The sequence below is a fragment of the Pseudomonas sp. UYEF17 genome (assembly GCF_040546125.1).
Taxonomy (GTDB): domain Bacteria; phylum Pseudomonadota; class Gammaproteobacteria; order Pseudomonadales; family Pseudomonadaceae; genus Aquipseudomonas; species Aquipseudomonas putida_Z.
Map to the genome: position 1 here is coordinate 18,475 of NZ_JBEPNE010000009.1, position 23,890 is coordinate 42,364.

27 protein-coding genes and 1 tRNA gene are annotated in these 23,890 nt (G+C 63.6%); 15 read left to right on the top strand and 13 right to left on the bottom strand.

All coding sequences use genetic code 11. The features are described from left to right. Positions 1-95: 95 nt before the first annotated feature. Together ABIB24_RS15370 and ABIB24_RS15375 are read right to left on the bottom strand one after the other, a co-directional pair. Positions 96-341 carry a TIGR02647 family protein gene (locus ABIB24_RS15370; protein ID WP_075044277.1) on the bottom strand — a complete coding sequence of 82 codons (246 nt, stop codon included), beginning with the start codon at positions 339-341 and terminating at the stop codon, positions 96-98. Between the two features lie 70 nt (positions 342-411). Beyond that, a complete protein-coding gene (locus tag ABIB24_RS15375; protein ID WP_025337272.1) occupies positions 412-714 on the bottom strand; it encodes a hypothetical protein in 303 nt (100 codons plus the stop codon). Between the two features lie 147 nt (positions 715-861). Between ABIB24_RS15375 and ABIB24_RS15380 the strand changes: the two genes are divergently transcribed. Beyond that, the gene (locus ABIB24_RS15380; RefSeq protein ID WP_274079749.1) at positions 862-1,524 is read left to right on the top strand and encodes a glutathione S-transferase; all 663 of its coding nucleotides are present in this window, start codon (positions 862-864) and stop codon (positions 1,522-1,524) included. Between the two features lie 105 nt (positions 1,525-1,629). On the opposite strand, the gene argH is transcribed toward ABIB24_RS15380, so the two are convergent. Continuing rightward, on the bottom strand, positions 1,630-3,024 hold the full coding sequence (argH, locus tag ABIB24_RS15385; protein ID WP_025337274.1) for an argininosuccinate lyase: 1,395 nt from the start codon (positions 3,022-3,024) through the stop codon (positions 1,630-1,632). A 296-nt stretch (positions 3,025-3,320) separates the two neighbouring features. On the opposite strand from argH, the gene ABIB24_RS15390 reads away from it, so the two are divergent. The 7 genes from ABIB24_RS15390 to rsd all read left to right on the top strand — a co-directional run bounded on the left by ABIB24_RS15390 (position 3,321) and on the right by rsd (position 9,823). Continuing rightward, positions 3,321-4,064, top strand: a complete 744-nt coding sequence (locus tag ABIB24_RS15390; RefSeq protein ID WP_015268539.1) for a LytR/AlgR family response regulator transcription factor — start codon at positions 3,321-3,323, stop codon at positions 4,062-4,064. A 243-nt stretch (positions 4,065-4,307) separates the two neighbouring features. Next, positions 4,308-5,249, top strand: coding sequence for a hydroxymethylbilane synthase (hemC, locus tag ABIB24_RS15395; protein ID WP_137162746.1), 942 nt, complete (start codon positions 4,308-4,310; stop codon positions 5,247-5,249). Next, positions 5,246-6,013: a uroporphyrinogen-III synthase gene (locus ABIB24_RS15400; protein WP_354316834.1), complete on the top strand. Its 768-nt coding sequence runs from the start codon at positions 5,246-5,248 to the stop codon at positions 6,011-6,013. The genes hemC and ABIB24_RS15400 overlap by 4 nt, the downstream gene beginning before the upstream one ends. Before the next feature lie 45 nt (positions 6,014-6,058). Next, positions 6,059-7,159 (top strand): uroporphyrinogen-III C-methyltransferase, encoded by a 1,101-nt coding sequence (locus tag ABIB24_RS15405; protein ID WP_025337277.1) that lies wholly within the window; start codon positions 6,059-6,061, stop codon positions 7,157-7,159. Beyond that, on the top strand, positions 7,156-8,394 hold the full coding sequence (locus tag ABIB24_RS15410; RefSeq protein ID WP_025337278.1) for a heme biosynthesis protein HemY: 1,239 nt from the start codon (positions 7,156-7,158) through the stop codon (positions 8,392-8,394). Before ABIB24_RS15405 ends, ABIB24_RS15410 begins: the two co-directional genes overlap by 4 nt. A gap of 221 nt (positions 8,395-8,615) precedes the next feature. Continuing rightward, positions 8,616-9,122 (top strand): disulfide bond formation protein B, encoded by a 507-nt coding sequence (locus tag ABIB24_RS15415; RefSeq protein WP_025337279.1) that lies wholly within the window; start codon positions 8,616-8,618, stop codon positions 9,120-9,122. A 230-nt stretch (positions 9,123-9,352) separates the two neighbouring features. Continuing rightward, a complete protein-coding gene (gene rsd, locus ABIB24_RS15420) occupies positions 9,353-9,823 on the top strand; it encodes a sigma D regulator (protein WP_137162748.1) in 471 nt (156 codons plus the stop codon). Between the two features lie 9 nt (positions 9,824-9,832). On the opposite strand, the gene ABIB24_RS15425 is transcribed toward rsd, so the two are convergent. Beyond that, positions 9,833-10,471 carry an FKBP-type peptidyl-prolyl cis-trans isomerase gene (locus tag ABIB24_RS15425; protein WP_075044285.1) on the bottom strand — a complete coding sequence of 213 codons (639 nt, stop codon included), beginning with the start codon at positions 10,469-10,471 and terminating at the stop codon, positions 9,833-9,835. Between the two features lie 380 nt (positions 10,472-10,851). Here ABIB24_RS15425 and ABIB24_RS15430 point away from each other — a divergent pair, with 380 nt between their 5' ends. After that, entirely contained in the window at positions 10,852-11,886 is a 1,035-nt protein-coding gene (locus ABIB24_RS15430; RefSeq protein WP_354316836.1) for an AlgP family protein, read from the top strand. Here ABIB24_RS15430 and ABIB24_RS15435 read toward each other — a convergent pair. Further along, positions 11,862-12,344, bottom strand: coding sequence for a TIGR02444 family protein (locus ABIB24_RS15435; protein ID WP_137162750.1), 483 nt, complete (start codon positions 12,342-12,344; stop codon positions 11,862-11,864). The genes ABIB24_RS15430 and ABIB24_RS15435 overlap by 25 nt on opposite strands. A 50-nt stretch (positions 12,345-12,394) precedes the next feature. On the opposite strand from ABIB24_RS15435, the gene ABIB24_RS15440 reads away from it, so the two are divergent. The 3 genes from ABIB24_RS15440 to ABIB24_RS15450 all read left to right on the top strand — a co-directional run bounded on the left by ABIB24_RS15440 (position 12,395) and on the right by ABIB24_RS15450 (position 15,724). Continuing rightward, positions 12,395-14,305, top strand: a complete 1,911-nt coding sequence (locus tag ABIB24_RS15440) for an ATP-binding cassette domain-containing protein (RefSeq protein ID WP_137162751.1) — start codon at positions 12,395-12,397, stop codon at positions 14,303-14,305. Continuing rightward, a complete protein-coding gene (locus ABIB24_RS15445) occupies positions 14,305-14,892 on the top strand; it encodes a mechanosensitive ion channel family protein (protein WP_075044289.1) in 588 nt (195 codons plus the stop codon). Before ABIB24_RS15440 ends, ABIB24_RS15445 begins: the two co-directional genes overlap by 1 nt. 199 nt (positions 14,893-15,091) lie before the next feature. Continuing rightward, entirely contained in the window at positions 15,092-15,724 is a 633-nt protein-coding gene (locus ABIB24_RS15450; RefSeq protein WP_354316837.1) for a LysE family transporter, read from the top strand. Positions 15,725-15,830: 106 nt separating this feature from the next. On the opposite strand, the gene ABIB24_RS15455 is transcribed toward ABIB24_RS15450, so the two are convergent. Continuing rightward, on the bottom strand, positions 15,831-16,583 hold the full coding sequence (locus ABIB24_RS15455) for a slipin family protein (protein WP_025337287.1): 753 nt from the start codon (positions 16,581-16,583) through the stop codon (positions 15,831-15,833). A 2-nt stretch (positions 16,584-16,585) separates the two neighbouring features. Beyond that, entirely contained in the window at positions 16,586-17,932 is a 1,347-nt protein-coding gene (locus tag ABIB24_RS15460) for an NfeD family protein (RefSeq protein ID WP_289514950.1), read from the bottom strand. Between the two features lie 98 nt (positions 17,933-18,030). Here ABIB24_RS15460 and ABIB24_RS15465 point away from each other — a divergent pair, with 98 nt between their 5' ends. The 3 genes from ABIB24_RS15465 to ABIB24_RS15475 all read left to right on the top strand — a co-directional run bounded on the left by ABIB24_RS15465 (position 18,031) and on the right by ABIB24_RS15475 (position 19,500). After that, positions 18,031-18,489, top strand: a complete 459-nt coding sequence (locus tag ABIB24_RS15465; RefSeq protein ID WP_003260230.1) for an aminoacyl-tRNA deacylase — start codon at positions 18,031-18,033, stop codon at positions 18,487-18,489. Positions 18,490-18,549: 60 nt separating this feature from the next. Beyond that, a complete protein-coding gene (locus tag ABIB24_RS15470) occupies positions 18,550-18,792 on the top strand; it encodes a DUF2789 domain-containing protein (protein WP_274120029.1) in 243 nt (80 codons plus the stop codon). A gap of 69 nt (positions 18,793-18,861) precedes the next feature. Continuing rightward, a complete protein-coding gene (locus ABIB24_RS15475) occupies positions 18,862-19,500 on the top strand; it encodes an NADH:ubiquinone oxidoreductase subunit N (RefSeq protein ID WP_137162753.1) in 639 nt (212 codons plus the stop codon). Positions 19,501-19,506: 6 nt separating this feature from the next. On the opposite strand, the gene ABIB24_RS15480 is transcribed toward ABIB24_RS15475, so the two are convergent. The 6 genes from ABIB24_RS15480 to ABIB24_RS15505 form a co-directional block, all read right to left on the bottom strand. Then, entirely contained in the window at positions 19,507-19,944 is a 438-nt protein-coding gene (locus ABIB24_RS15480; protein ID WP_196181284.1) for a CBS domain-containing protein, read from the bottom strand. Between the two features lie 213 nt (positions 19,945-20,157). Then, positions 20,158-21,888 (bottom strand): dipeptidase, encoded by a 1,731-nt coding sequence (locus tag ABIB24_RS15485; protein WP_354316838.1) that lies wholly within the window; start codon positions 21,886-21,888, stop codon positions 20,158-20,160. 174 nt (positions 21,889-22,062) lie between these two features. Further along, on the bottom strand, positions 22,063-22,386 hold the full coding sequence (locus tag ABIB24_RS15490) for a hypothetical protein (RefSeq protein ID WP_015268559.1): 324 nt from the start codon (positions 22,384-22,386) through the stop codon (positions 22,063-22,065). Positions 22,387-22,443: 57 nt separating this feature from the next. Further along, positions 22,444-22,974, bottom strand: coding sequence for a DUF5384 family protein (locus ABIB24_RS15495; RefSeq protein ID WP_137162755.1), 531 nt, complete (start codon positions 22,972-22,974; stop codon positions 22,444-22,446). Positions 22,975-22,985: 11 nt separating this feature from the next. Next, positions 22,986-23,489 carry a hypothetical protein gene (locus ABIB24_RS15500; RefSeq protein WP_087501888.1) on the bottom strand — a complete coding sequence of 168 codons (504 nt, stop codon included), beginning with the start codon at positions 23,487-23,489 and terminating at the stop codon, positions 22,986-22,988. 217 nt (positions 23,490-23,706) lie between these two features. Next, positions 23,707-23,783, bottom strand: a tRNA-Arg gene (locus ABIB24_RS15505). Positions 23,784-23,890 lie beyond the last annotated feature (107 nt).

Consider the following 23,890-nt stretch of genomic DNA (forward strand, 5'->3'; position numbering starts at 1 on the left):
CGGCGCGGTGTATGGCACCGGCTTCGCCGGTGTTCGCGGCTAAAGCCGCTCCCACAGGGACCGCGCGAGTTTCAAAGTTTGAGCAAGACCGCCATTCAGGCCGGCTGTGGCGCCTTGAGAATGTTCTGTAGCAACTGGACACTTTCGACAGCGTCATGACCCAGGCTGGTCAGGTAGCCGCCATCAGGTTGATCGGTCAGCCCCTTTTCATGCAGGCGTTGCGCGGCGGCTACCAGGTCGGGGGAAGCGTTCTTGTGAATCTTGATGCCTTCCTGGCTGCTGTCGTGCTTGAACAGCGAAAGGACTTCCAGTTCAGCGATCAGATCGGGGGTAAAAGGCATGGCGACTCCTGACTTCCAGACAAGGATGACGGCACCGTTCTACGGTGCCTGATCTTCGAGTGTAGCCGGGTTATTCGTCCTCGCCTTGATCCATCTCAGGTGGCAGCTCGGGCAGCGCACGCAGGGCATTCTCGTACCACTGGCGGTCGAACTCGCGGTCTTCCACCAGCATGTTGTCAATTTCGAAGGCCAGTACATGGGCCATCAGGTTGAGAATGTCTTCGCGCTCGTAACCGACCAGGGTCAGTTTGTTGAACGTGGCTTTCGCCGCCGCCGGGTCGCCGCTTTCGATCTGGTTCTCGATGGCCTGGGTCAGCGTTGCCTCGGCGAAGGCTTCGTCGTCGTCATTGTCGATGTCGGTGGGCTCGCTCATGGCGGTACTCCTGTGATGGGATGCACAGTGTGCCACGCCTGTGGCGGCAATGCCCGGGCATTGACGGGGCGCATGACGCTGGTCAGGAGCGGGCGTAAGGTCTATAAAAGCCGGGCCAACCCCTTACGGCCTGGAGGCTGTTACCTCATGCTCAAGCTTCATGGATTCTCGGTCAGCAACTACTACAACATGGTCAAGCTGGCCCTGCTGGAAAAAGGCCTGCCCTTCGAGGAAGTCACCTTCTATGGCGGCCAGGCGCCACAGGCGCTGGAAGTGAGCCCGCGAGGCAAGGTGCCGGTGCTGCAGACCGAACACGGCTTCCTCAGCGAAACCAGTGTGATCCTCGACTATATCGAGCAGACCCAGGGCGGCAAGGCGCTGCTGCCGGCCGACCCGTTCGGGCAAGCCAAGGTGCGTGAGCTGCTCAAGGAAATCGAGCTGTACATCGAACTGCCGGCGCGTACCTGCTATGCCGAATCTTTCTTTGGTATGCAGGTCGAGCCGCTGATAAAGGAAAAAGCCCGTGCCGACCTGCTGGCCGGTTTTGCCACGCTCAAGCGCAACGGCCGCTTCGCACCCTATGTGGCGGGTGAGCAACTGACTCTGGCAGACCTGATGTTCTGCTTCTCGGTCGACCTGGCCTGCGCGGTGGGCAAGAAGGTGCTGAACATCGACTTCCTGGCGGACTTCCCGCAGGCCAAGGCGTTGCTGCAGCTGATGGGCGACAACCCGCACATGGCGCGGATTGTGGCGGAAAAGGAGGCGGCGATGCCGGCCTTCATGGAGATGATTCGCAGCGGCAAGCGCTGAGTCTGGTGTTGGACCCTTCGCGGACATGCCCGCTCCCACAGGGAAACGATGTACCTGTGGGAGCTGGCGTGCCCGCGAACGAGGGCGAAGCCCTCGCAATGGGCCTTAACGCGAAGCCAGCAGCGCCTTGCCGCGGGCGACGGCCGCACGCACCTGCGCCGGTGCGGTACCACCAATGTGGTTACGGGCATTCACCGAGCCTTCCAGGGTCAGCACGGCAAACACGTCCTGCTCGATCTGGTCGCTGAACTGGCGCAGTTCGTCCAGGCTCATTTCGGCCAGGTCCTTGCCGGTGTCCACGCCATACTTCACCGCGTGACCCACGATCTCGTGGCAGTCACGGAACGGCAGGCCACGGCGTACCAGGTAGTCGGCCAGGTCGGTAGCGGTGGAGAAACCGCGCAGGGCCGCTTCACGCATGATGGCGTGCTTGGGCTTGATTGCCGGGATCATGTCGGCAAAGGCACGCAGCGAGTCGCGCAGGGTGTCGGCGGCGTCGAACAGCGGTTCCTTGTCTTCCTGGTTGTCCTTGTTGTAGGCCAGCGGCTGGCCTTTCATCAGGGTCAGCAGGCCGGTCAGGGCGCCGAACACACGGCCGCTCTTGCCACGTACCAGTTCCGGCACGTCCGGGTTCTTTTTCTGCGGCATGATGGAGCTGCCGGTGCAGAAGCGGTCTGGCAGGTCGATGAACTGGAACTGCGCGCTGGTCCACAGCACCAGCTCTTCGGAGAAGCGCGACAGGTGCATCATCGCCACGCTGGCGGCGGCGCAGAATTCGATGGCGAAGTCGCGGTCCGACACGCCGTCCAGCGAGTTGCCGGCCACGGCTTCGAAGCCCAGCAGCTTGCAGGTGAGTTCACGGTCGATCGGGTAGGTGGTGCCTGCCAGCGCGGCGCTGCCCAGGGGCATGCGGTTGGCACGCTTGCGGCAGTCGACCAGGCGCTCGTAGTCGCGGCTGAGCATTTCGAACCAGGCCAGCAGGTGGTGGCCGAAGGTGACCGGTTGGGCCGTCTGCAGGTGAGTGAAGCCGGGCATGATGGTCTCGGCTTCACGCTCGGCCTGCTCCAGCAGACCCTGCTGCAGGCGGGTGATTTCGGCCAGGATCAGGTCGATTTCGTCGCGCAGCCAAAGGCGAATGTCGGTGGCCACCTGGTCGTTGCGGCTACGGCCGGTGTGCAGCTTCTTGCCAGTGATGCCGATACGGTCGGTCAGGCGTGCCTCGATGTTCATGTGCACGTCTTCGAGGTCGACACGCCAGTCGAAGGTGCCAGCCTCGATCTCGCCCTGGATGGTCTTCAGGCCATCGATGATGGTGTCGCGCTCGGCATCGCTGAGCACGCCGACCTGCGCCAGCATGGTGGCATGGGCGATCGAACCCATGATGTCGTGGCGGTACAGGCGCTTGTCGAAATCGACCGAGGCGGTGAAACGGGCGACGAAGGCGTCGACGGGCTCACTGAAGCGGCCGCCCCAGGACTGATTGGTCTTGTCGGTGCTCATGGATTCACTCATTGCAGGCGTGAACGAAAAAGTGGCGCCGATGATAGCAGGGTTGGGCTGGCCGCCGCAGGGCGCTGGTCGAGAGAAATGCGCGGAAAACGATAGAGAAGGATTTGCAGGAATGAACGGCAGTGTTCCACGGACCGTCTACAGTTGGACAGAGGACTGGCAGTGAATCTGCCGGCCGAGTGAATCTTTGGCCTTCGCACCGGTCTAGAGCGTGACCTTAGTGTCGCTCGAACCATACCTGTCTACGCTATACCTGTGCGAGACTCATTCAGGAATCCAGCGCAATTATGAATGTCCTGATCGTTGATGACGAACCCCAAGGCCGTGAGCGCCTTAGCCGGCTGCTCGGCGAACTGGAGGGTTACACCGTGCTGGAGCCTAGCGCCACCAACGGCGAGGAAGCCTTGGCGCTGATCGAAAGCCTCAAGCCCGATGTGGTCCTGCTGGACATCGGCATGCCGGGCCTGGACGGCCTGCAGGTTGCTGCTCGCCTGTGCGAGCGCGAGGCGCCGCCGGCGGTGGTGTTTTGCACCGGGGACGATGAATACGGTGCCGAGGCTTTCAAGGACAGTACCCTCAGCCATGTGACCAAACCTTTCCAGGCCCAGGCCTTGCGCGATGCCTTGCGCAAGGCTGAAAAGCCCAACCGCGCCCAATTGGCGGCGCTCACCAGGCCGGCCAATGAAGGCGGTGGCCCGCGTAGCCACATCAGTGCCCGCACGCGCAAAGGCATCGAGCTGATCCCTTTGCCCCAGGTGATCTATTTCATTGCCGATCACAAGTACGTGACCTTGCGCCACGAGGCCGGGGAAGTACTGCTCGACGAGCCGCTCAAGGCCCTGGAAGACGAGTTTGGCGAACGCTTCGTGCGTATCCACCGCAATGCGCTGGTCGCCCGTGAGCGTATCGAACGCCTGCAGCGCACGCCGCTGGGGCATTTCCAGCTATACCTGAAAGGCCTGGACGGTGACGCCCTGACCGTCAGCCGGCGCCATGTGGCCGGTGTGCGCAAGATGATGCAAACCCTCTGAGCCCTTTGCGCAAGTCTGTGGATCTGCTCGGGCTTTGTGGGAGCGGCCTTGTGTCGCGAAAGGGCCGCAAAGCGGCCCCAGCAAATTATGCATCACTGCCGAAATCCTGGGGCCGCTGTGCGGCCCTTTCGCGACACAAGGCCGCTCCCACAGCAGACCACGCACGGCCTGTTGATCCGTATCTGCTAGCGATACCGGCGATGCTGTTATCATCGACAGCATTTCTCTGGATCGGGGCGTTCCATGTCCACTCGCGAAATCCGCATTGCCACCCGTAAAAGTGCCTTGGCCCTGTGGCAGGCCGAATACGTCAAAGCCCGCCTCGAGCAGGCCCACCCCGGTCTGCTGGTGACCCTGGTGCCCATGGTCAGCCGTGGCGACAAGCTGCTCGACGCGCCGCTGGCAAAGATCGGTGGCAAGGGCCTGTTCGTCAAGGAACTGGAAACCGCCCTGCTGGACAACGAAGCCGACATCGCCGTGCATTCGATGAAGGACGTGCCCATGGACTTCCCCGAAGGCCTGGGCCTGTATTGCATCTGCGAGCGGGAAGACCCGCGCGATGCCTTCGTTTCCAATACCTTTGACAGCCTCGATGAGCTGCCTGCCGGCAGCATCGTCGGTACCTCCAGCCTGCGTCGCCAGGCCCAGTTGCTGGCGCGTCGCCCGGACCTGCAAATCCGCTTCCTGCGCGGCAACGTCAACACCCGCCTGGCCAAGCTGGATGCCGGTGAGTACGACGCCATCATCCTCGCCGCCGCCGGCTTGATCCGCCTGGGCTTCGAAAACCGCATCACCTCCACCATCAGCGTCGATGACAGCCTGCCGGCTGGCGGCCAGGGCGCGGTGGGCATCGAATGCCGCAGCGCCGACCAGCAAATCCACGCGCTGCTGGCGCCGCTGCACCATGCCGATACCGCCGACCGAGTGGTGGCCGAACGCGCCCTGAACAAACGCCTGAATGGTGGCTGCCAGGTACCGATTGCCTGCTATGCGGTGCTGGAAGGTGACCAGCTGTGGCTGCGTGGCCTGGTCGGCCAGCCCAGCGGCGGTACCCTGCTGGTGGCCGATGCCCGCGCCCCACGTACTGCCGCCGAAACCCTGGGCGTGCAGGTGGCCGAGGACCTGCTGGGGCAGGGCGCCGAGGCCATCCTCAAGGAAGTCTACGGCGAGGCCGGCCACCCGTGAGTTCGTGGCGCCTGTTGCTGACCCGGCCTGCCGAGGACTGTGCGGCGCTGGCGCAAAGCCTGGCAGCGGCGGGGGTAGCCAGCAGCTGCCTGCCGCTGCTGGCAATCGAGCCCGTCGTTGTGGATAACCAGCAACGCCTGTTGCTGGAAGGCCTGCAGGGCTTCCAGGCGATCATCGTGGTCAGCAAGCCGGCAGCCCGGTTGTTGCTTGAGCAACTGGCCGATGCCGGCCTGCAGCCACCCGTGCAAGGCTGGTTCACTGTGGGCGAGGCAACCGCCGCCGTGCTGCAGGGTGCGGGCCTGGCGGTGAGCTTCCCCCCACGTGGCGATGACAGCGAAGCGTTGCTGGCGCTGCCAGCCCTGCGCCAGGCAGTTGCCGTGCCGGCACCGCGGATCTTGATCGTTCGTGGCGTCGGAGGTCGCGAACTGCTGGCAGAGCGTCTTGCAGAGCAAGGTGCTAGTGTCGATTATCTGGAACTGTATCGTCGCTGCCTGCCGGCTTACCCGGCGGGCACCCTGATGCGCCGCATCGAAGCGGAACGCCTCAATGGCCTGGTGGTCAGCAGTGGGCAGGGTTTTGAACACTTGCAGCAGATGGCCGGCGCCGATTGGCCGCAGCTGGCGCGTCTGCCGCTGTTCGTGCCCAGCCCTCGGGTTGCCGAGCAGGCCAGGGCCGCCGGGGCCCAACAGGTTGTGGATTGCCGTGGCGCCAGTGCCACGGCCTTGCTGGCAGCCGTGCAGCGCAGCGCTGCACCTGCCTCTTAAGGCGCTAAGCTGAACGCGATGCGCCCCCATGCAAAGGATGGATACGTGAGCGAGACTGTCTTGTCCAATAACGATCAGCCGTCGGCACAGGCGCCGGCGGAACCCGTCACCGCCCCACCTGCCAAGCGCTCCGGCAGTGGCCTGGCAACGTTGGCCCTGCTGTTGGGCGCGGCCGGGGTGGCGGTAGGTGGCTGGGGTGTCTGGCAGGTGCGTCAACTGCAAGGCAGCGAATTCAACCAGGGCCAGCACATCGAGGCGCTGAACCAGCGCGCCGAAGCCCTGCAGCAGCGTGAACAGCAGATCAGCGCGCAGCTGGCCAGCCTGCCGGCGGCCAGCGAGCTGGAAGACCGCCGCCGCCTGGTGGCGCAGTTGCAAGGCGACCAGCAACGCCTCAGCCAGCGCCTGGAAACCGTACTGGGCGAAAGCCGCAAGGAATGGCGCCTGGCCGAGGCCGAGCACCTGCTGCGCCTGGCCACCCTGCGCCTGTCTGCGCTGCAGGACATCACCAGCGCCAAGGCTTTGGTCGAGGGGGCGGACGAGATCCTGCGCGAGCAGAGCGATCCGGGTGCCTTCGCCGCCCGTGAGCAACTGGCGCGCAGCCTGGCCACGCTCAACAGCACCCAGCAACCGGACCGTACCGGCCTGTTCCTGAAACTGGCCGCTCAGCGTGAGCTGGTGCAGCAACTCAGCGCCCAGTCGCCGGAGTTCGACACCAATGCCGATGCCTTGGGCGCGCTCACCGCCGATGGTGACGGCGCCAGTCGCCTGTCCCAGTGGTGGGCCGAGATCTCCAAGTACTTCCAGATCGACTTCAACGCCGATGACAACGTGCGTCCGCTGCTGGCCGGGCAGCAACTGAACCAGCTGCGCCTGGCCCTGAGCCTGACCATCGAGCAGGCCCAGTGGGCAGCGCTCAATGGCGATAGCAAGGTGTACACCCAGGCGCTGGACGACGCCCGCAGCGTGCTGCTGGCCAACTTCAACGCCGACAACCCGCAAAGCAAGGCCATGCTTGACAGCCTCAACGCCCTGGCCGAGCAGCCGGTGTCGGTGGTTACCCCCGACCTCAGCGAAAGCCTGGCCGCAGTGCAGGCCTATATACAGCGCCGCCACCTGCCGGCCGAGGCTGAAGGGGGCAAGCCATGAAGCGTGTCTACCTGCTGGCCGTGCTGGCGATCGTGGTCGCCGCGGCGCTGGGTATTGCGGTCGCCAAGCACAGCGGCTACGTGCTGATCTCCTATGGCAGCTTCCGCTACCAGTCGGGGCTGTGGGCGGCCCTGGCCGGCTTGCTGGCTGTAGTGCTGCTGCTGTGGCTGGTGCGCTACCTGGTCGGCCTGGTGCTGACTTCCAGCGGCGTGGTCAACCCGTGGTCGCGGCGTAATCGCAGCCGGCGCGTTCGTCTGGCCATCGAGCAGGGCCAGCTGGACCTCGCCGAGGGCCGTTGGGCCAGTGCCCAGCGCCATCTGCACCGTGCCGCCGAGGCCGAGCGCCAGCCGTTGCTGTACTACCTCGGTGCCGCGCGTGCCGCCAACGAGCAAGGCCGAACCGAAGACAGCGACAACCTGCTGGAACGTGCCCTGGAGCGCCAGCCGCAAGCGGAACTGGCTATCGCCCTGACCCATGCACAGTTGCAGATGGACCGTGGCGAAAGCGACGGCGCCCTCGAAACCCTGCTGGCCATGCAGGAGCGCCACCCGCACAACGGCCAGGTGCTGCGCCTGCTGCAGCGCCTGTACCTGGAGCGCGGCGACTGGTCGGCACTGATCCGCCTGCTGCCCGACCTGCGCAAGGGCAAGGTGCTGCCGGCCGCCGAGCTGGCAGCCCTGGAACAACGTGCCTGGGGCCAGAACCTGAGCCTGGCCACCACCCGTGGCGAGGACGCGCAAAGTGCCCGTCAGGCCTTGGAGCGCGCCTGGCAGCAACTGACCGCAGCCCAGCGCCAGGAGCCACAGCTGGTGCTGGCCTATGCCGAGCAATTGCGCCAGGTGGGTGCCCAGAGCGAAGCCGAACAAGTGCTGCGTACCGCCCTCAAGCGTGAATACGAAAGCCACCTGGCCCGCCTGTACGGCCTGGTGCGCGGCGATGACCCGGCGCGCCAGCTGCAAACAGCCGAAGGTTGGCTCAAGGCCCACCCGCAAGATGCCAGCCTGCTGCTTACCCTGGGCCGTCTGAGCCTGCAGAACCGCCTGTGGGGCAAGGCGCGCGACTACCTGGAAAGCAGCCTGCGCATGGAGCGCAACCCCGAGGCCTGTGCCGAGCTGGCGCGCCTGCTCGCCGGCCTTGGCGAGACCGAGCGCAGCAACCAGCTGTTCCAGGAGGGCCTCGGCCTGCTGGACGAGCGCCTGCTAGCTCTGCCTTTGCCCGAAGGCGTACGCGCCTGACCTACCCCAGGGCCCGCGCAAAGGCGCGGGCCTTGGGGGCGGGTAACCTTTCTCTCGATGTAAGTTAGATCTGCAATCCATTTCTTCAGACGTTTCCTACTGCATAGTTGGAAATTTCCTTCGCGATTCAGCGACTTGTCGTTGCTGTCGCGCCTTGAAACAAAGCGCGTCTTTCCTCTACCGTTTCAGGCCACTTCATTATCCCGGGACCTTCACCGCCCATGTTGCCGGCCCGTTTGCGCACCTTTTTCCTACCTGCCTGCCTTGCTGCACTGGCGGTACTGGCCGCGTCCTTCCACCTGGAAAGCGTCCTCGGGCTGGTGCCCTGCCCATTGTGTTTCAGCCAGCGGCTGCTGCTTGGCCTGTACGCGCTGCTGTGCCTGGCGGCGGTGCTGCAGGCACCAAGTACGGCGGGCATTCGCTGTTACGCGCGGGCGACGCTGGGCTGTTCGCTGGCCGGGGCGTTGCTGGCAGCGCGACATGTCTGGTTGCAAGGGGATGACGGGGCCATCCCGGTCTGCCCGGTGCCGCTCGGGCGGCTGTTCGAGCAATCCTGGGGCGAGGCGGCCCGGCAATTGTTGTTCGGCGGCCCGGATTGCAACTCGCTGGCCTGGAGCTTTCTCGACCTGACCCTGCCCGAGTGGAGCCTGCTGGCCTTCCTGCTGCTGGCGGTGCTGCCCTTGAGTTGCCTGCTGGCGTATCGTTTCCGCACCCTGGCGAGAACATGACCTGGCGCAAGGTTGCGCCATTGGCACGACCAATGGCCATGTAACAGGGTATTAAACACTTGTATGAACTTTGTCCGCTGCGTACCTTGAAGGGCAGCACGCGCGGGAATAATCTCCCAGCACGCATACCGAAAACACAACTGCTCGATGCCGCCTGCTGATGTCACCTTTGTGCTGCACGGTCGTGGTGCGAGGTGCAGCGGCATCTACCCAGAAGGGAAGAGATCGCCATGCTCGATAGTTGTCAGAACGCTCAGGAACGCTGGGGTGGGGTTCACAAACTGATCGACCGCTGGCTGGAGGAGCGCCAGGAACTGGTGCAGGCTTTCCGCGCGCTGCGCGATGCCAAGCCGGCCTTCGCCGACAAGGACACGAACGGGGACTTTTGCGCGCTCCTTGTCGACTACGTTTCGGCGTGGCATTTCGAGGTCTGCGAGCAGCTGGTCAGTGAGGCCAAGGCCTTCGGCGACGAGAAGGCGCTGATGCTGGCCGAAGAGATCAACCCACGGATCAACGACATTACTCAGATCGCACTGGCCTTCAATGACCATTGCGCCAAGGGTGAATGCAAGGACACCGAACGCTTTGCCGAAAAGCTGGGCAAGCTGGGTGGCCTGCTGCACGAGCGCTTCGAACTGGAAGACTGCCTGATCGAAGTGTTGCACAACGCGCACAAGGAAGAAGGCGCGGTCCAGGCCTGAGAGTTGGCGTCAGTCGCCAACCGCCAGCAGTTCGATCTCGAACACCAGGGGTGTATAGGGTTCGATCAGGTCGCCCGCGCCCTCGGCGCCATAAGCTTGCGCTGAGGGAATCACCAGGCGCCATTTGGCGCCGGTGTGCATCTTTGGCAAGGCCACCTGCCACCCTTCGATTACCGAGTCCAGGCTGAACCACTGGGGCGTCTGGTTCTGGTCGAACACCGAGCCGTCTGGCAGCCTGCCCACGTAGCGCACTTGCACTTTGCCACCGGCTTTGGGCTGCGCACCCGTACCTGCTTGCAGTTCGCTGTAGAGCACGCCCTCCGGTAGTTCGTGCACGCCATAACGACCACGCTCGTTGGCCATGAAACGTGTTTCGGCAGCTTGAAGTTTCTGCATGGCGGCATCGCCTTCCTGGGCTTCCTGCTGCTGGAGCAAGGCCTGCATGCGTGCCTTGTCGAGTTTCAGCGGTTGCCCCTGGTAGGACTGGCGCAGGCCTTCTACCAGCGCATCCAGTTGCAGGCCCGGCATATCCTGGCGCAGCCGCTCACCCAGGCTGGCGCCGATGCTGTAGGCGAGGTCATGTTCTTCGCTGTCAGCCAAGGCGATGGGTGCCAGCAGGCATAAACCTAAAACAAGATATCGAGGCATGGTGAGTTCCTGCGCCAATGAGCGGGGAAGTATGCCAGTGTTCGTTATTTGTATTTGCCTTTTTACGCCCGCTGTAGGAGCGGCCTTGTGTCGCGAAAGGGCTGCGGAGCAGCCCCGGCGATATTTGCCCTGGCGCTGACACCGGGGGCCGCTCTGCGCCCCATCGCGACACAAGGCCGCTCCTACAGGGGGCTGTGCAGTACAGATAACTGCCAAATATCAGCAATGATTTATTCAGCAACTACACTTGCTCGGAGCTGCAAGATAACAACTTTGCCCAGGCATGCAACGCGGCGTAAATAATACTGTCAACATGCCCTAGCGGCGGTAGCAGCAGAAGCATAGTATGAGCCGCAATCTCGTCAGCCAGGAGGTAAACCATGTCGGCTAAAAAGAAGCCAGTAAGCACGCCGTTACACCTGCTCCAGCAACTTTCGGGCAGCTTGCTCGAACACTTGGAAGATGCCTGCTCGCAAGCGCTGGCTGATGCGGAAAAACTGCTGGCCAAGTTGGAAAAGCAGCGTGGCAAGGCCCAGGAAAAACTGCACAACGGTCGCCTGAAACTGCAAGACGCCGCCAAGGCAGGTAAAGCCAAGGCGCAGACCAAGGCACAAAAAGCCATTGGCGAACTTGAAGAACTGCTCGACTCCCTCAAGGAGCGTCAAACCCAGACCCGTTCTTATATCCAGCAACTCAAGCGCGATGCCCAGGACAGCCTCAAGCTGGCCCAAGGTGTAGGCAAGGTTCGCGAAGCTGCAGCCAAGGCGCTTGACCAGCGTGCTGCCAAGACCTCCAAACCGGCAGCCGCCAAACCCGTCACCAAGGCTGCTGCGGCCAAACCTGCAGCCAAGCCTGCCGCCAAGGCCACTGCTGCTGCCAGGCCTGCAGCCAAGCCTGCTGCCAAGGCCACTGCTGCTGCCAAACCTGCAGCCAAGCCAGCCGCCAAGGCCACTGCTGCTGCCAAACCTGCGGCCAAGCCAGCCGCCAAGGCCACTGCTGCTGCCAAACCTGCGGCCAAGCCAGCCGCCAAGGCCACTGCTGCTGCCAAACCTGCGGCCAAGCCAGCCGCCAAGGCCACTGCTGCTGCCAAACCTGCAGCCAAGCCAGCAGCCAAAGCCACCGCAGCCGCTAAACCTGCAGCCAAGCCAGCGGCGGCCAAAACGCCAGCCAAAGCCGCTGCTGCCAAGCCGGCCACGAAACCAGCTGCCGCCAAGGCCCCAGCACGTACGGCCGCCAAACCCGCCGCCAAGCCAGCAGCTGCCAAGCCTGTTGCCAGCAAGCCAGCCGAAGCCAAACCGGTTACGCCAGCCGTCAGCACTCCGGCCGCCGCGACCAACTCGGCCACCCCGGCAGCTTCGGTAGCGCCATCGGCACCTGCCAGCACCCCGGCTCAGGCACCGTCTTCGGCGTCCTGAAGCGCTGCCGCCGCGACGCGCAACCGAATCAGCGCGTCGTGGTGGCGGGCCTGGGCCGGCGCCAGCCGGTCCAGCCAGTTTTCCATGGGCTCATGGGCGCCCACCGGCCACTGTCGCGAACGCTCCTGCAAGCGTTCCAGCAAGGCTTTCTCGGCCTGTAACTCCAACCCCTTCACCTGCTCACGCAACGCCGCCAGCTGCGCATCACTTTGCGCCGCTGCTCGCCACTGTTGGCGCAAGCTACGTAACGGGTTGACCACTTCGCGCTGCCAAGGCTCGGTAACCTCGCGCAATGCCTGCACGCGTTCGTCCCGCACGGCCACGCCACGCGCCTGCAGCCAGGTTGCGCACAGCAGCAGACAGACATCGCCACCCAGCGCCTGCAAGTCTAGGCAGGCGGCTTCTACGCCGGGCCTGGCGTACAGGGCCAGGGCGTGATTCCACAGGTCGGTGTGCATGGTTCCACTCGCGCTATGGGCCGAGGAAGCTGGTAGACTCCGCGACCATCATGATCAGACTATCCAACCTCACTTTACAGCGTGGTCCGCAGCGCTTGCTAGAAGGCGCCGAGATGACCCTGCACACCGGTCACAAGGCCGGCCTGATCGGCGCCAACGGCGCCGGAAAATCCAGCCTGTTCGCCTTGCTGCGCGGTGAGCTGTCGCCTGATGCCGGCGATTGCCAGCTGCCCGGTGACTGGCGCATCGCCCACATGCGCCAGGAAGTCGATACCCTCGACCGCCTGGCCGTGGACTATGTGCTCGACGGCGACGTGCGCCTGCGCAAGGTCCAGGCCGAACTGGCCGCGGCCGAGCAGGCCCACGACGGTACTGCCCTGGCGCGCCTGCACATTGAGCTGGATAGCGCCGACGGCTATACCGCCGACGCCCGCGCACGCAAGTTGCTGGCCGGCCTTGGTTTCACCAACGAACAGATGGACCGCCGCGTCGGCGACTTCTCCGGTGGCTGGCGGATGCGCCTGAACCTGGCCCAGGCCCTGATGTGCCCGTCCGACCTGCTGCTGCTCGACGAGCCCACCAACCACCTGGACCTGGACGCTATTCTGTGGCTGGAGGACTGGCTCAAGGGCTACCCCGGCACGTTGTTGCTGATCTCCCACGACCGCGACTTCCTCGATGCCGTGGTCGACCATGTGCTGCACGTCGAGCAGCGCAAGCTGAACCTGTACAAAGGCGGCTACACCGCCTTCGAGCGCACCCGGGCCGAGCGCCTGGCGCAACAGCAGCAGGCCTACGAGAAACAGCAGGCCCAGCGTGCGCACATGGAAAAGTACATTGCCCGCTTCAAGGCCCAGGCCACCAAGGCCCGCCAGGCACAGAGCCGGATCAAGGCCCTGGAGCGCATGGAGGAGCTGTCGGCGGCGCATGTCGATTCGCCGTTCGACTTCGTTTTCCGCGAGTCGCAGAAAATCTCCAGCCCGCTGCTCAGCCTGTCCGAAGGCCGCCTGGGCTACGGTGACAAGGCGATCCTCGACAAGGTCAAGCTGCAGCTCACCCCCGGTGCGCGCATTGGCCTGCTCGGCCCCAACGGCGCTGGCAAGTCGACCCTGATCAAGAACCTCGCAGGCGAACTCGAGCCACTGTCGGGCCGCCTGGTGCGGGGTGAGAACCTCGCCGTGGGCTACTTCGCCCAGCACCAGCTGGATTCGCTGGACGACAAGGCCAGCCCGCTGCTGCACCTGCAACGCATTGCCCCCGCCGAGCGTGAGCAGACCCTGCGCGACTTCCTGGGTGGCTTCGACTTCCATGGCGATCGCGTCGACGAGCCGGTGGTGAACTTCTCCGGTGGTGAGAAGGCCCGCCTGGCGCTGGCCCTGATCGCCTGGGAGCGACCGAACCTGTTGCTGCTCGACGAACCGACCAACCACCTCGACCTGGAAATGCGCCTGGCGCTGACCATGGCCCTGCAGGAGTTTGCCGGTGCCGTGGTGGTGGTGTCGCACGACCGTCATCTGCTAAAGAGCACTACCGACGACTTCCTGTTGGTGGCTGACGGCAAGGTCGACATCTTCGATGGTGACCTGGACGACTACAGCCGCTGGCTGGTCGAGTACCGCCAGCGCAGCGCGCCGGCCAGTACCGCCCCGGTCAACCCGGACAAGACCGACAAGAAGGCCCAACGCCAGGCTGCCGCAGCCTTGCGCCAGCAACTGGCCCCGCACAAGAAGGCTGCTGACAAGCTGGAAGCCGAGCTCAACCAGGTGCACGCGCAACTGGCCGAGATCGAGACCGTGCTGGGCGATGGTGGCCTCTACGACGCGTCGCGCAAGGACGAGTTGCGTGACCTGCTGGCGCGCCAGAGCAAGCTGAAGCAGCGCGAAGGCGAACTGGAAGAGGCCTGGATGGAAGCGCTGGAAACCCTCGAAAGCATGCAGGCCGAGCTCGAGGCGCTGTCCTGATGGAGGAACTGCGTTCGCTGCTGCCAGGGCAATGGATGGACACCTTCTGGCTGGGCTTGCAGATCCTGTTGATCCTGGTAGCGGCCTTCGTCCTGCAGCGCATCGTTGCACGCGGGCTGAGCCGCCTGAGCCAGCGTTACCCGTTGCCGCCGGAACTGCTGGTGCCGGTGCGTGGCGGCCTGCGCTGGCTGATCATGGGCAGCGCGTTGCTGTTTGTGCTGGAGCGCCTGGGTGTGTCGGCGACTGTGCTGTGGACAGCACTGTCCGGCTTCGTCGCGGTGGCGGCAGTGGCCTTCTTCGCCATGTGGAGCGTGCTGTCCAACCTGCTGTGCGCGGTGCTGATCTTCACCGTCGGGCCGTTTCGTATTGGTGACGTGGTCGAACTGGTCGACACCCTGGACAAGCCGGGCGTCAAAGGCCGGGTGATTGCCATCAACCTGCTGTTCACCACCCTGATGGAAATGCCCGAGGCGGGCGGGGCGCTGGTGCAGGTGCCCAATAGCCAGTTCTTCCAGAAGTCGGTACGGCGCTGGCGCGGGGCTGAGGTGCAGGTTATGCACAAAGAGTCGCCTGTCGAGGCTGACTGAACCTGAACCGGCCTCTTCGCGGGTAAACCCGCTCCCACAGGAGTTCCGCAGCCCTTGGGGACAGCGCGATACCTGTGGGAGCGGGTTCACCCGCGAAGAGGCCAGCACAGGCAATACAAATCCTTCAGAAATCGCTGGTTATTTTTTCACCAACACCTTAGCTTAACGTTTTGCAACATATGTTCGAGCGAGGTGTGTGATGTCGATGGAAGTGTGGTTGGGCTTCTTTGCCGCCTGTTGGGTGATCAGCCTTTCACCCGGTGCCGGGGCGATTGCCTCGATGTCCAGCGGCCTGCAATACGGCTTCTGGCGTGGTTACTGGAACGCCCTGGGCCTGCAACTGGGCCTGATCGTGCAGATCGCCATCATCGCCGCCGGCGTCGGCGCCATCCTGGCCGCCTCGGCCACGGCCTTCCAGATCATCAAATGGTTCGGCGTCGCCTACCTTGTCTACCTGGCCTACAAACAATGGCGAGCCTTGCCGATGGACATGAGCGATGAGTCCGCCGTGCGCCCTATCGGTAAACCGCTGAGCCTGGTGTTCCGTGGCTTCCTGGTCAACGTCAGCAACCCCAAGGCACTGGTGTTCATGCTGGCGGTGCTGCCGCAGTTCATCAACCCGCATGAACCGCTGTTGCCGCAGTATGTGGCGATCACCGTGACGATGGTTACCGTGGATATGCTGGTGATGGCGGGGTACACCGGGTTGGCTGCGCGGGTGTTGCGCTTGCTGCATACGCCCAAGCAGCAGAAGCGTTTGAACCGGACGTTTGCCGGGTTGTTCATTGGCGCGGCCACCTTCCTGGCGACTTTGCGTCGCGCGCCAGTCTGACAGACCGTAGGCCATTCGCGGGCTTGCCCGCTCCCACAGGTATTACTGCAGCCCTGAGGGCAGCGCAGTACCGGTGGGAGCGGGCAAGCCCGCGAATGGGCCACCTCTATTTCTGCTTGTCCACCAACCCCTTGAGCAAATCCACCGGCAGCGGAAAGACGATGGTCGAACTCTTGTCCCCGGCAATCGTCCCCAGCGTCTGCATGTAACGCAACTGCATCGCCCCCGGCTCCTTGCTCAGCATCTGCGCCGCCTGCATCAATTTCTCCGACGCCTGCAACTCACCCTCGGCATGGATCACCTTGGCCCGTCGTTCACGCTCGGCCTCGGCCTGGCGGGCAATGGCACGCACCATCGATTCGTTGAGGTCGACGTGCTTGATCTCGACGTTGGCCACCTTGATGCCCCAGGCATCGGTCTGTGCATCCAGCACTTGGCGAATGTCCGAGTTCAGCTGCTCGCGTTCGGCCAACAGTTCATCCAGTTCGTGCTTGCCGAGCACCGCGCGCAGCGTGGTCTGGGCCAGCTGGCTGGTCGCCACGAGGAAGTCCTCGACCTGGATGATCGCCTTCTGCGGGTCGAGCACGCGGAAGTAGACCACGGCGTTGACCTTGACCGAGACGTTGTCGCGGGTGATCACATCCTGCGGTGGTACATCCAGCACCACGGTGCGCAGGTCGACCCGCACCATTTGCTGGATCACCGGGATCAACAGGATCAGCCCCGGCCCCTTCACCTGCCAGAAGCGCCCCAGCTGGAACACCACGCCGCGCTCGTACTCGCGCAGGATGCGGAATGCCGACAGCAACAGCATCGCCAGCACGATCAGCACCGCGCCGAAGCCCAATTGCATGAACATGGTCATTCTCCTTGCGCCGCGGGCGCGGCGGCGCTCACTTCCAGCATGACGCCATGGCGCGCGGTCACCCGCACGTTCTGGCCCGCTTGCAGTGGCGTTCCACACTGCGCCTGCCATTGCTCGCCCTGGGCCAGCACGAAGCCACAGAACGGGTTGCCTGCCATCACCTGGGTGACGGTGACCAGGCTGCCGACCAGGCCGGCGTCACCGCCGACCTGCGCCCGTCGGCGGGCCTTGAGCGCCATGCCCAGCACGCCGCCGATCAGCAGCGCCGAGAGCACCGCTAAGGTGCCGATCAGGGCCAGCGGGATACCGAAACCAGGGGCATCGGTGTCGATCAGGATCAGCGCGCCGACCACGAAGGCGACGATGCCGCCAAAGCCGACCACGCCGAAACTGGGCAGGAAGGCTTCGGCGATCATGAAGGCGATGCCGAGCAAAATCAGCGCCACCCCGGCGAAGCTCACGGGCAGCAGTTGCAGGGCATACAGCGCCAGCAGCAGGCAGATGCCGCCGACCACGCCGCCTACCGTCGAGCCAGGGTTCATGAACTCGAACAGCAGGCCGTACACACCGATCATGATCAGGATCAGCGCCACGCTGGGGTTGGTGATGACTGCGAGCACCCGTGTGCGCCAGTCCGGCAGGTGCTCGACCAGGCTGGCGCCGTCAGTCTGCAGCTGCTGGGGCTGGCCAGCGACAGTGAGCGTTTTGCCATCGAGCTTGCGCAGCAGGTCGGGCAGGTCATCGGCCATCAGGTCGATCACGTCGAGCCGCAAAGCCTCGCTGGCGGACAGGCTGACCGCCTCGCGCACGGCCTTCTCCGCCCAGTCGGCATTGCGCCCGCGCAGCTGCGCCAGGCCACGAATGTAGGCCGCCGCATCGTTTACCTGCTTGCGCGCGAGGGTTTCGTCATCGCTGCCTTTGGCCTTGTCGTCCTTGGGCGTGCCTGGCGGGGCGCCTATCTGCACGGGGGTTGCGGCGCCCAGGTTGGTACCGGGCGCCATGGCTGCGACATGGCTGGCATAGAGGATATAAGTGCCGGCGCTGGCGGCGCGGGCACCACTGGGGGCGACGAAGGTTGCGACCGGCACGGGGCTGGCGAGAATCGCCTTGATCATCTGGCGCATGGCGCTGTCGAGCCCGCCCGGGGTGTCCATGCGAATAACCACCAGTTGCGCACCCTGCGCCTTGGCCTGGTCGAGGCTGCGCACCAGGTAGTCGGCGCTGGCCGGGCCGATGGCGTCATCGATGCCCAGCACCCAGACTGCACCGGGCGCTGCCAAGCCGCCTGGCGTGATACCAAGCAGCAACAGCAGCAACAGCCAGCGCCAGCAGCGGGTGATCACCTGTCGTCACCTCGTTTGCCTCTATTGCACAAGTTTAGCCCTGCCTGCTGGTACCCGGCCTAAAATTGGAAATTGGGGGGCGAAACCGGAGGTGCATCATGCGTATGGCAAAGACCCTGCAGGATCGCCTGGACAAGGCCAACTGCGATTACGACATCATTCCCCATCCACACTCGGCCACCAGCCTGGAGTCGGCCCGTACGGCCGGCGTGCCCGCCGAGCGGGTCGCCAAGTCGGTGATGCTCGACGACCGTCATGGCAACTACATCATGGCCGTGCTACCGGCCAACCGGCATCTGGACATGACCAAGGTGCGCATGTCCGGGGCCTGGCAACTGACCCGTGAAAGCGGCCTGCCGAGCCTGTTCGGCGACTGCGAGCGCGGTGCCGTACCGGCGCTTGGCGATGCCTACCAGATAAAGATGCTGCTTGATTCGAGTCTTACCCGCCAAGGCGATGTCTATCTGGAGGCGGGTGATCACGATCACCTGATCCACATGAGCATGGAGCAATATCTGAAGTTGGTGCCGCGCGCCGAAGTGCGTGAGCTCAGCTGATGCTCTCAACCCATGCCGGGCCGGCATCGTCGACGACCGGTCTGGCGACGAGGAGGAACCATGGATAAGCCGATTCATCCTTTGTCCGAGATTTTCAAACAGCTGGGGCTGTCTGACGATCCGGTCGATATCGACCGTTTCATCACCACCCATTCGCCGCTCGACGACGATATAAAGCTGGTTGACGCGCCTTTCTGGAGCGATTCACAGCGCGATTTCCTGAAAGAGAAGTACATCGCTGATGACGACTGGATTCCGATGATCGACCAACTGAACGAGGCGCTGCATCCAAGCAAAAAATAAAGCGCCGAGTGGTGCCTGACGAGTGATTGGCCGTTGCTATGCTCAGGAAAACAACAAGGGGATAGCGCGATGAAAGATCCCTACGCACCAGGCTTCTGGTGCTCCGTGACGATCCTGGGCACGTTGACGGCCAGTTATTTCTACGGCGTACGGCAAACGCAACAGATGAACCAGGCGGTGCATTTCCTGTATGCCGCTGCCGCTGTCACTGTGGCGGTTGCACTGGTGGCGCTGGCCTGGATCGCCTGGCAGCAACTGCACCTGAACAAGCGTGAGGTGGTGCAGGGGCGAACGTTGCTGACCATCTGGAACACCAAGGTCGCGCTACGCCGCGTCGAGACGGTGTTCGACCGCTACTTCTGGGGCAGCTACTGGCATTCGGGGCGCACCTTCGAAGAGGTCATGGGCGAGCTCAAGGGCACGCCGCTGGAGCAGAGCCTGGATGCCCTGAAACGCCAGTGCCGCTTGCTCGACCGCGAAATTCATGACCACCATCACCACTGGCTGGCCAATGCCCGCGACCTGTCCAGCGTGGCCCAGGCCATGGCCCGTGAACGCTACCAGCTGGATGTGGGAGAGCCGACCCGCAGCGGTCATGGCAACACCGCCGTGCTCAACCGGGACTTGGAAGTGCTGGTGTACACCTGGTCGGCGCGCCTGCGCAGTTTCGACCATCAGCTGGACGAGCTGGAGCGCGCCTACCACTGAGGTGGTTCATTCGCCGCGGATGTATTGCTCCAGTTTGAGGATCAGGCTTGCCTGTTCGGCGATGGTTTCCTTGACCAGGTCACCGATCGACAGCAGGCCGAGCAGCTCGCCATTGCTGACCACCGGCAGGTGGCGCAGGTGGCGGTTGGTCATCAGGTTCATGCAGTACTCGAGGTTCTGCTTCGGTTCCACGGTGACCACCGGCGCACTCATGATCTCGCGCACAGGGGTGGCGGCGGACGAGCGGCCCTTCAGCACCAGTTTGCGCGCATAGTCCCGTTCACTGACGATACCCACTACCTGGTTGGCCTCGACCACCGGTAGCGCACCGACGTTTTTCTCCGCCAGCAGCTTCAGGGCGTCGAGTACCGAGTCATCCGGGCCGATGGTGTACACGGTCTGGTGCTGGGACTTGGTCTTGAGGATTTGTTCGACGGTCTTCATACGGGCCTCTGCGGGTGAAAAAAGCGATGTCTCGGAGTAAATAAAGCATCCGGCACGGCGCTCTGCACGGCAATGCAGGAAACGGCATCGAGTCGATTGAAAAACGTCATGAGCGGTCGCCTGTGCCGGCCTCTGCGCGGGCATGCCCGCTCCCACAGGTTGCGTAATTCCTGTGGGAGCGGGCGTGCCCGCGAAGAGGCCGGTAAAGTTGGCTCAGAGCTTTGGCATCTGCCCGATCCGCGCCACCATCTCGCTCACCACCTGCAAGTCCAGCATGAACTGCTCAACGGTCTTGAACTCGTTGTCGTTGTGCCCGGTGTACTTCACATCCGGCATGGCCAGGCCGAACTGCACGCCGTTAGGCAAGTCGTGTACCGAGGTGGCGCCCGCCGAGGTACCGAACTCGTGCTTCATGCCCAGGTTCTCGGTGGCTACATCAAGCAAGGCCTTGACCCATTCGCCCTCGGGGTTGCGGTACATGGGCTCGTCCAGGCTGTAGTCGAAGGCCACGGAGGTATGGCTCTGCCGGGTCCATTTGCCCAGCTTGTCAGCCAGTTCGTCCTTGATCGTGGCAATTGGCTTGCCTTTCGGAATGCGTAGGTTCACCGCCAGTTTCAGGCCTTTTTCATCCACCCCGACAAAGGTCAGCGAGGCGGTCAGCGGGCCCATGAACGAATCCTTGAAGGCCACGCCGAGCTTGTTGCCCAGGTAGTCCAGGCCCCAGTTGTCAGTGGCGTAGCGGGCGGCATCGGTGAAGTGGTTGTGCTTGAGCGGCACATCCTTGCCCAGGCCGTTGATGAAACCAAGCATGCGCGCCACCGGGTTGACCCCGGACTCCGGCTCCGAAGAGTGGGCGGACACGCCGGTCACGGTGAGCAACACCTGCTTGCCATCGACCTTGGCGGCGATGCTGAAGTCGCCGCCATTGCGCTTCACGTAATCGGCGCCGGCTTTTTCCAGCTGGCTGGCCAGCTTCGCCGGGTTGTCGGTGACCAGGGTCGCGACCGAGGTTGTCGGGATCTGGTTGGTGGCCAGGCCGCCGGTCAGGTTGACGATCTCGGCACCCTTGCCACTGGCCTGGCGCTTGCTGAAGCTGGCCATGATCGTGCCGTAGCCTTTCTCGGCGATGACCACAGGGTAGCCGCCATCGAGTGCCAGGTTGTAGTCGGGCGTGGGGTTGCGCTCGAAGTAGTAGGGGATGGCATCACCGCTGGTTTCTTCAGTGGTGTCGATCAGCAGCTTGAACTGGCGAGCCAGCGGCAGGTTCTCGTCCTTGGCCACTTTCAGCGCGTACATCGCCACGACAATGCCGTTCTTGTCGTCTTCGGTGCCACGGCCGTACATGCGGTCGCCGATCAGGGTGACCTTGAACGGGTCCAGGCGCGTGCCATCGGCCAGCTTCCAGTTGTCCGGGTTGACCGGCACCACGTCGGCGTGGGCATGGATGCCGACCACTTCCTTGCCACTGCCCAGCGAAATCTCGTACACCCGGTTGTCGATGTTGCGGAAAGCCAGGCCGAAGCTGTCGGCCAGGGCCTTGATCTTGTCGGCGATCCTGAGGAACTCGGGGTTCTCGTGCTGCGGCGTGCCCTCGACGTTGAAGGTGGGGATGGCCACCAGTTCACGCAGGGTTTCGCTGGCAGCCTTGCCGTACTTGATGCGGGTGTACAGGCCGAGCAGGCGGTTGATCTCGTTCTGCTGCTCGGCGGCCAATGGCTTGCCGGCCAGGTAGGCATCGAGGGTTGCCGCGAGGTTGTCGGCCTTGGCCAGGTCGCTCCCTTTGAGCTTGCCGAGGAACTGCTTGAAGTCGCTTGGGTCGCTGCCGTCGAAGGCTTTGACGATGGCCGCGGACTGTTGCTGGGTAAGGTTGGCCTGGGCCGGCAGGGTGAACAGGCCGATGCTGGCCAGCAGCAGGGTGGTGGCGGTAAGTTTTTTCAGGTGCATGGTTGTGCGCATTCCTTCGCCAATCATTGTTGTGGGTTACCCGTCGGGAAACGGGAAGACGCCCACGCTAACACCAATGACCCATGGCACGGGAGTGCCAGAAACGCGACGTGTCGCACAAACGAAAAAGCCCCGGGCGGGTTGCCGGGGCCTTTTCAGTGCTTCGAGCGGTGATTACAGCCCGTTGGGCAGGAACCTCGTGGCACCGCTGACATCGTCGATCTTCTTGATACGGAAGGCCTTGATACAGGTTTCGTTACGGGTGTTGCTGTCCGGGCAGTATTGCTGGACGAAGTCATTGAAGGCCATGTCCTGGCCGTTCACGCTCAGGACGCGCTTGAAGTACTCGCCCTGGATGCCCTGCGCCTGGCGCGAGGCGGTCATTTCCTGGTCGACGACCAGGCGGCCGTGCAAGTCGACGGTGGGGAACTTGGCTTCTTCCTGCAGGCAGCCGCTCAGCAACAGGCCGGCCGTGGCCAGCATGATCAGACGTAGCATGATGTTGTCTCTGCAACGGGCGGCCCCGGCCGGCGGGCCGGGACTGCACCTGGATGGTTACTCGCCGAACAGACTACCGGCGCGTTTCACTTCTGCCTTGCCGGAATCCTCGAGCAGCGACTTGGCGCCCGAGGTGACGTTGCGTGCGGAATCGGCATTGGACTGGATCACGTCGGTGCGTGCGGCGCTGTCGCGCAGCTCGGCATCGATGTAGTCATTGGCACGGGCGACCTTTGCCTTTTTCGCTTGCAGGGCCAGGCGACGCTCTTCCAGCTCCAGCGCCCGCAGGTCGTCCTCGTAGGCTTCCTCGCGGGTCTGCACGCGCTTGCGCTCGGCTGCTTGCGCCTGCTGTTTCTCGGCGGCACGTTGCGCGGAAGCGCGCTGGGACGCTGCGCGCTGCTGGCGGGCAGCGGCTTCGCGAGCTTCGGCGCGCTGCTCGGCGGCGGCGGCCTGGCGCAGGCGTTCGGTTTCCAGTGCGGCTTCGGATTGCTTGGTCTGCTGTTCGATCTGGTAAAGCTGATCGAACTGGCCCGCCGCGGCAGTGGCGGCAGACAGTGCGAGGGCGGTGCCCAGAACAAAGTGTTTCATGTGCTCAGGCCTCAGCTCTTTTTCGGATCTGGGCAGGTCGCATTTGGCTGGATGCGGGTTTCGTTGGAGATGGTCATGACCATCAGGGAGATGCCACCCACTTCGAAATCGCACGGGCGGCCAACCTGGGCGGAGGTGTAGATCTTGCCGTTTTCCGAGTAGCCGATCAGCACGCCAGGCACCAGCGAGGTATCGCTGACCAGCGAACCGGCCAGGGCTCCGGCGCCACCGCCTGCCACGCCGCCGATGATCGCGGTGTCCTTGTTGTGGCCCGCACCCAGCGCCGCGCCACCCAGTGCGCCCAGTACACCGCCAACCACCATCGCGGCCTTCTGGTTCTTCTCGTTGCTGACCTTGATCTTGGTCGGCGAGACCGTGATGATTTTCACGGTCTTGGCCTCTTGCTGGGTGTTTACCTGGCTGGCATCGAACACATCGGATTGGTATTGCTCACCGGTCGCCTGGCAACCCACGAGTGTGGCGGCGATGGTCAAGGCCAGACAGTGTTTCAGCATTTTCATTCCTGAGTCCCTGGAGGGTATGGTTAACCTTGCGACGATCCATCTGAAGGATGAGGCATAATGCCACTATTCTAAGCAGATGGATCCAACCAGGTAAAGCCATCAGGACTAAAGCCGGCTTTGGTAAGCGCCAAACGAAATAACGCGAGCAGCCCGGTGCTGACTTGCAGAAACGACAAAGCCCGCGCAAGGCGGGCTTTGTGGGGGGATATGGCGCACTCGGCGGGATTCGAACCCACGACCCCTGCCTTCGGAGGGCAGTACTCTATCCAGCTGAGCTACGAGTGCAACGCGCACGCATGATACCCATCTGATCCGGTGGCGTCCATCGCCTTGATCTGTAGCTGTTTTTCCTACGGCTGCCAGCAGCCCCTGGCTTTCACGCCCTCCAGGGC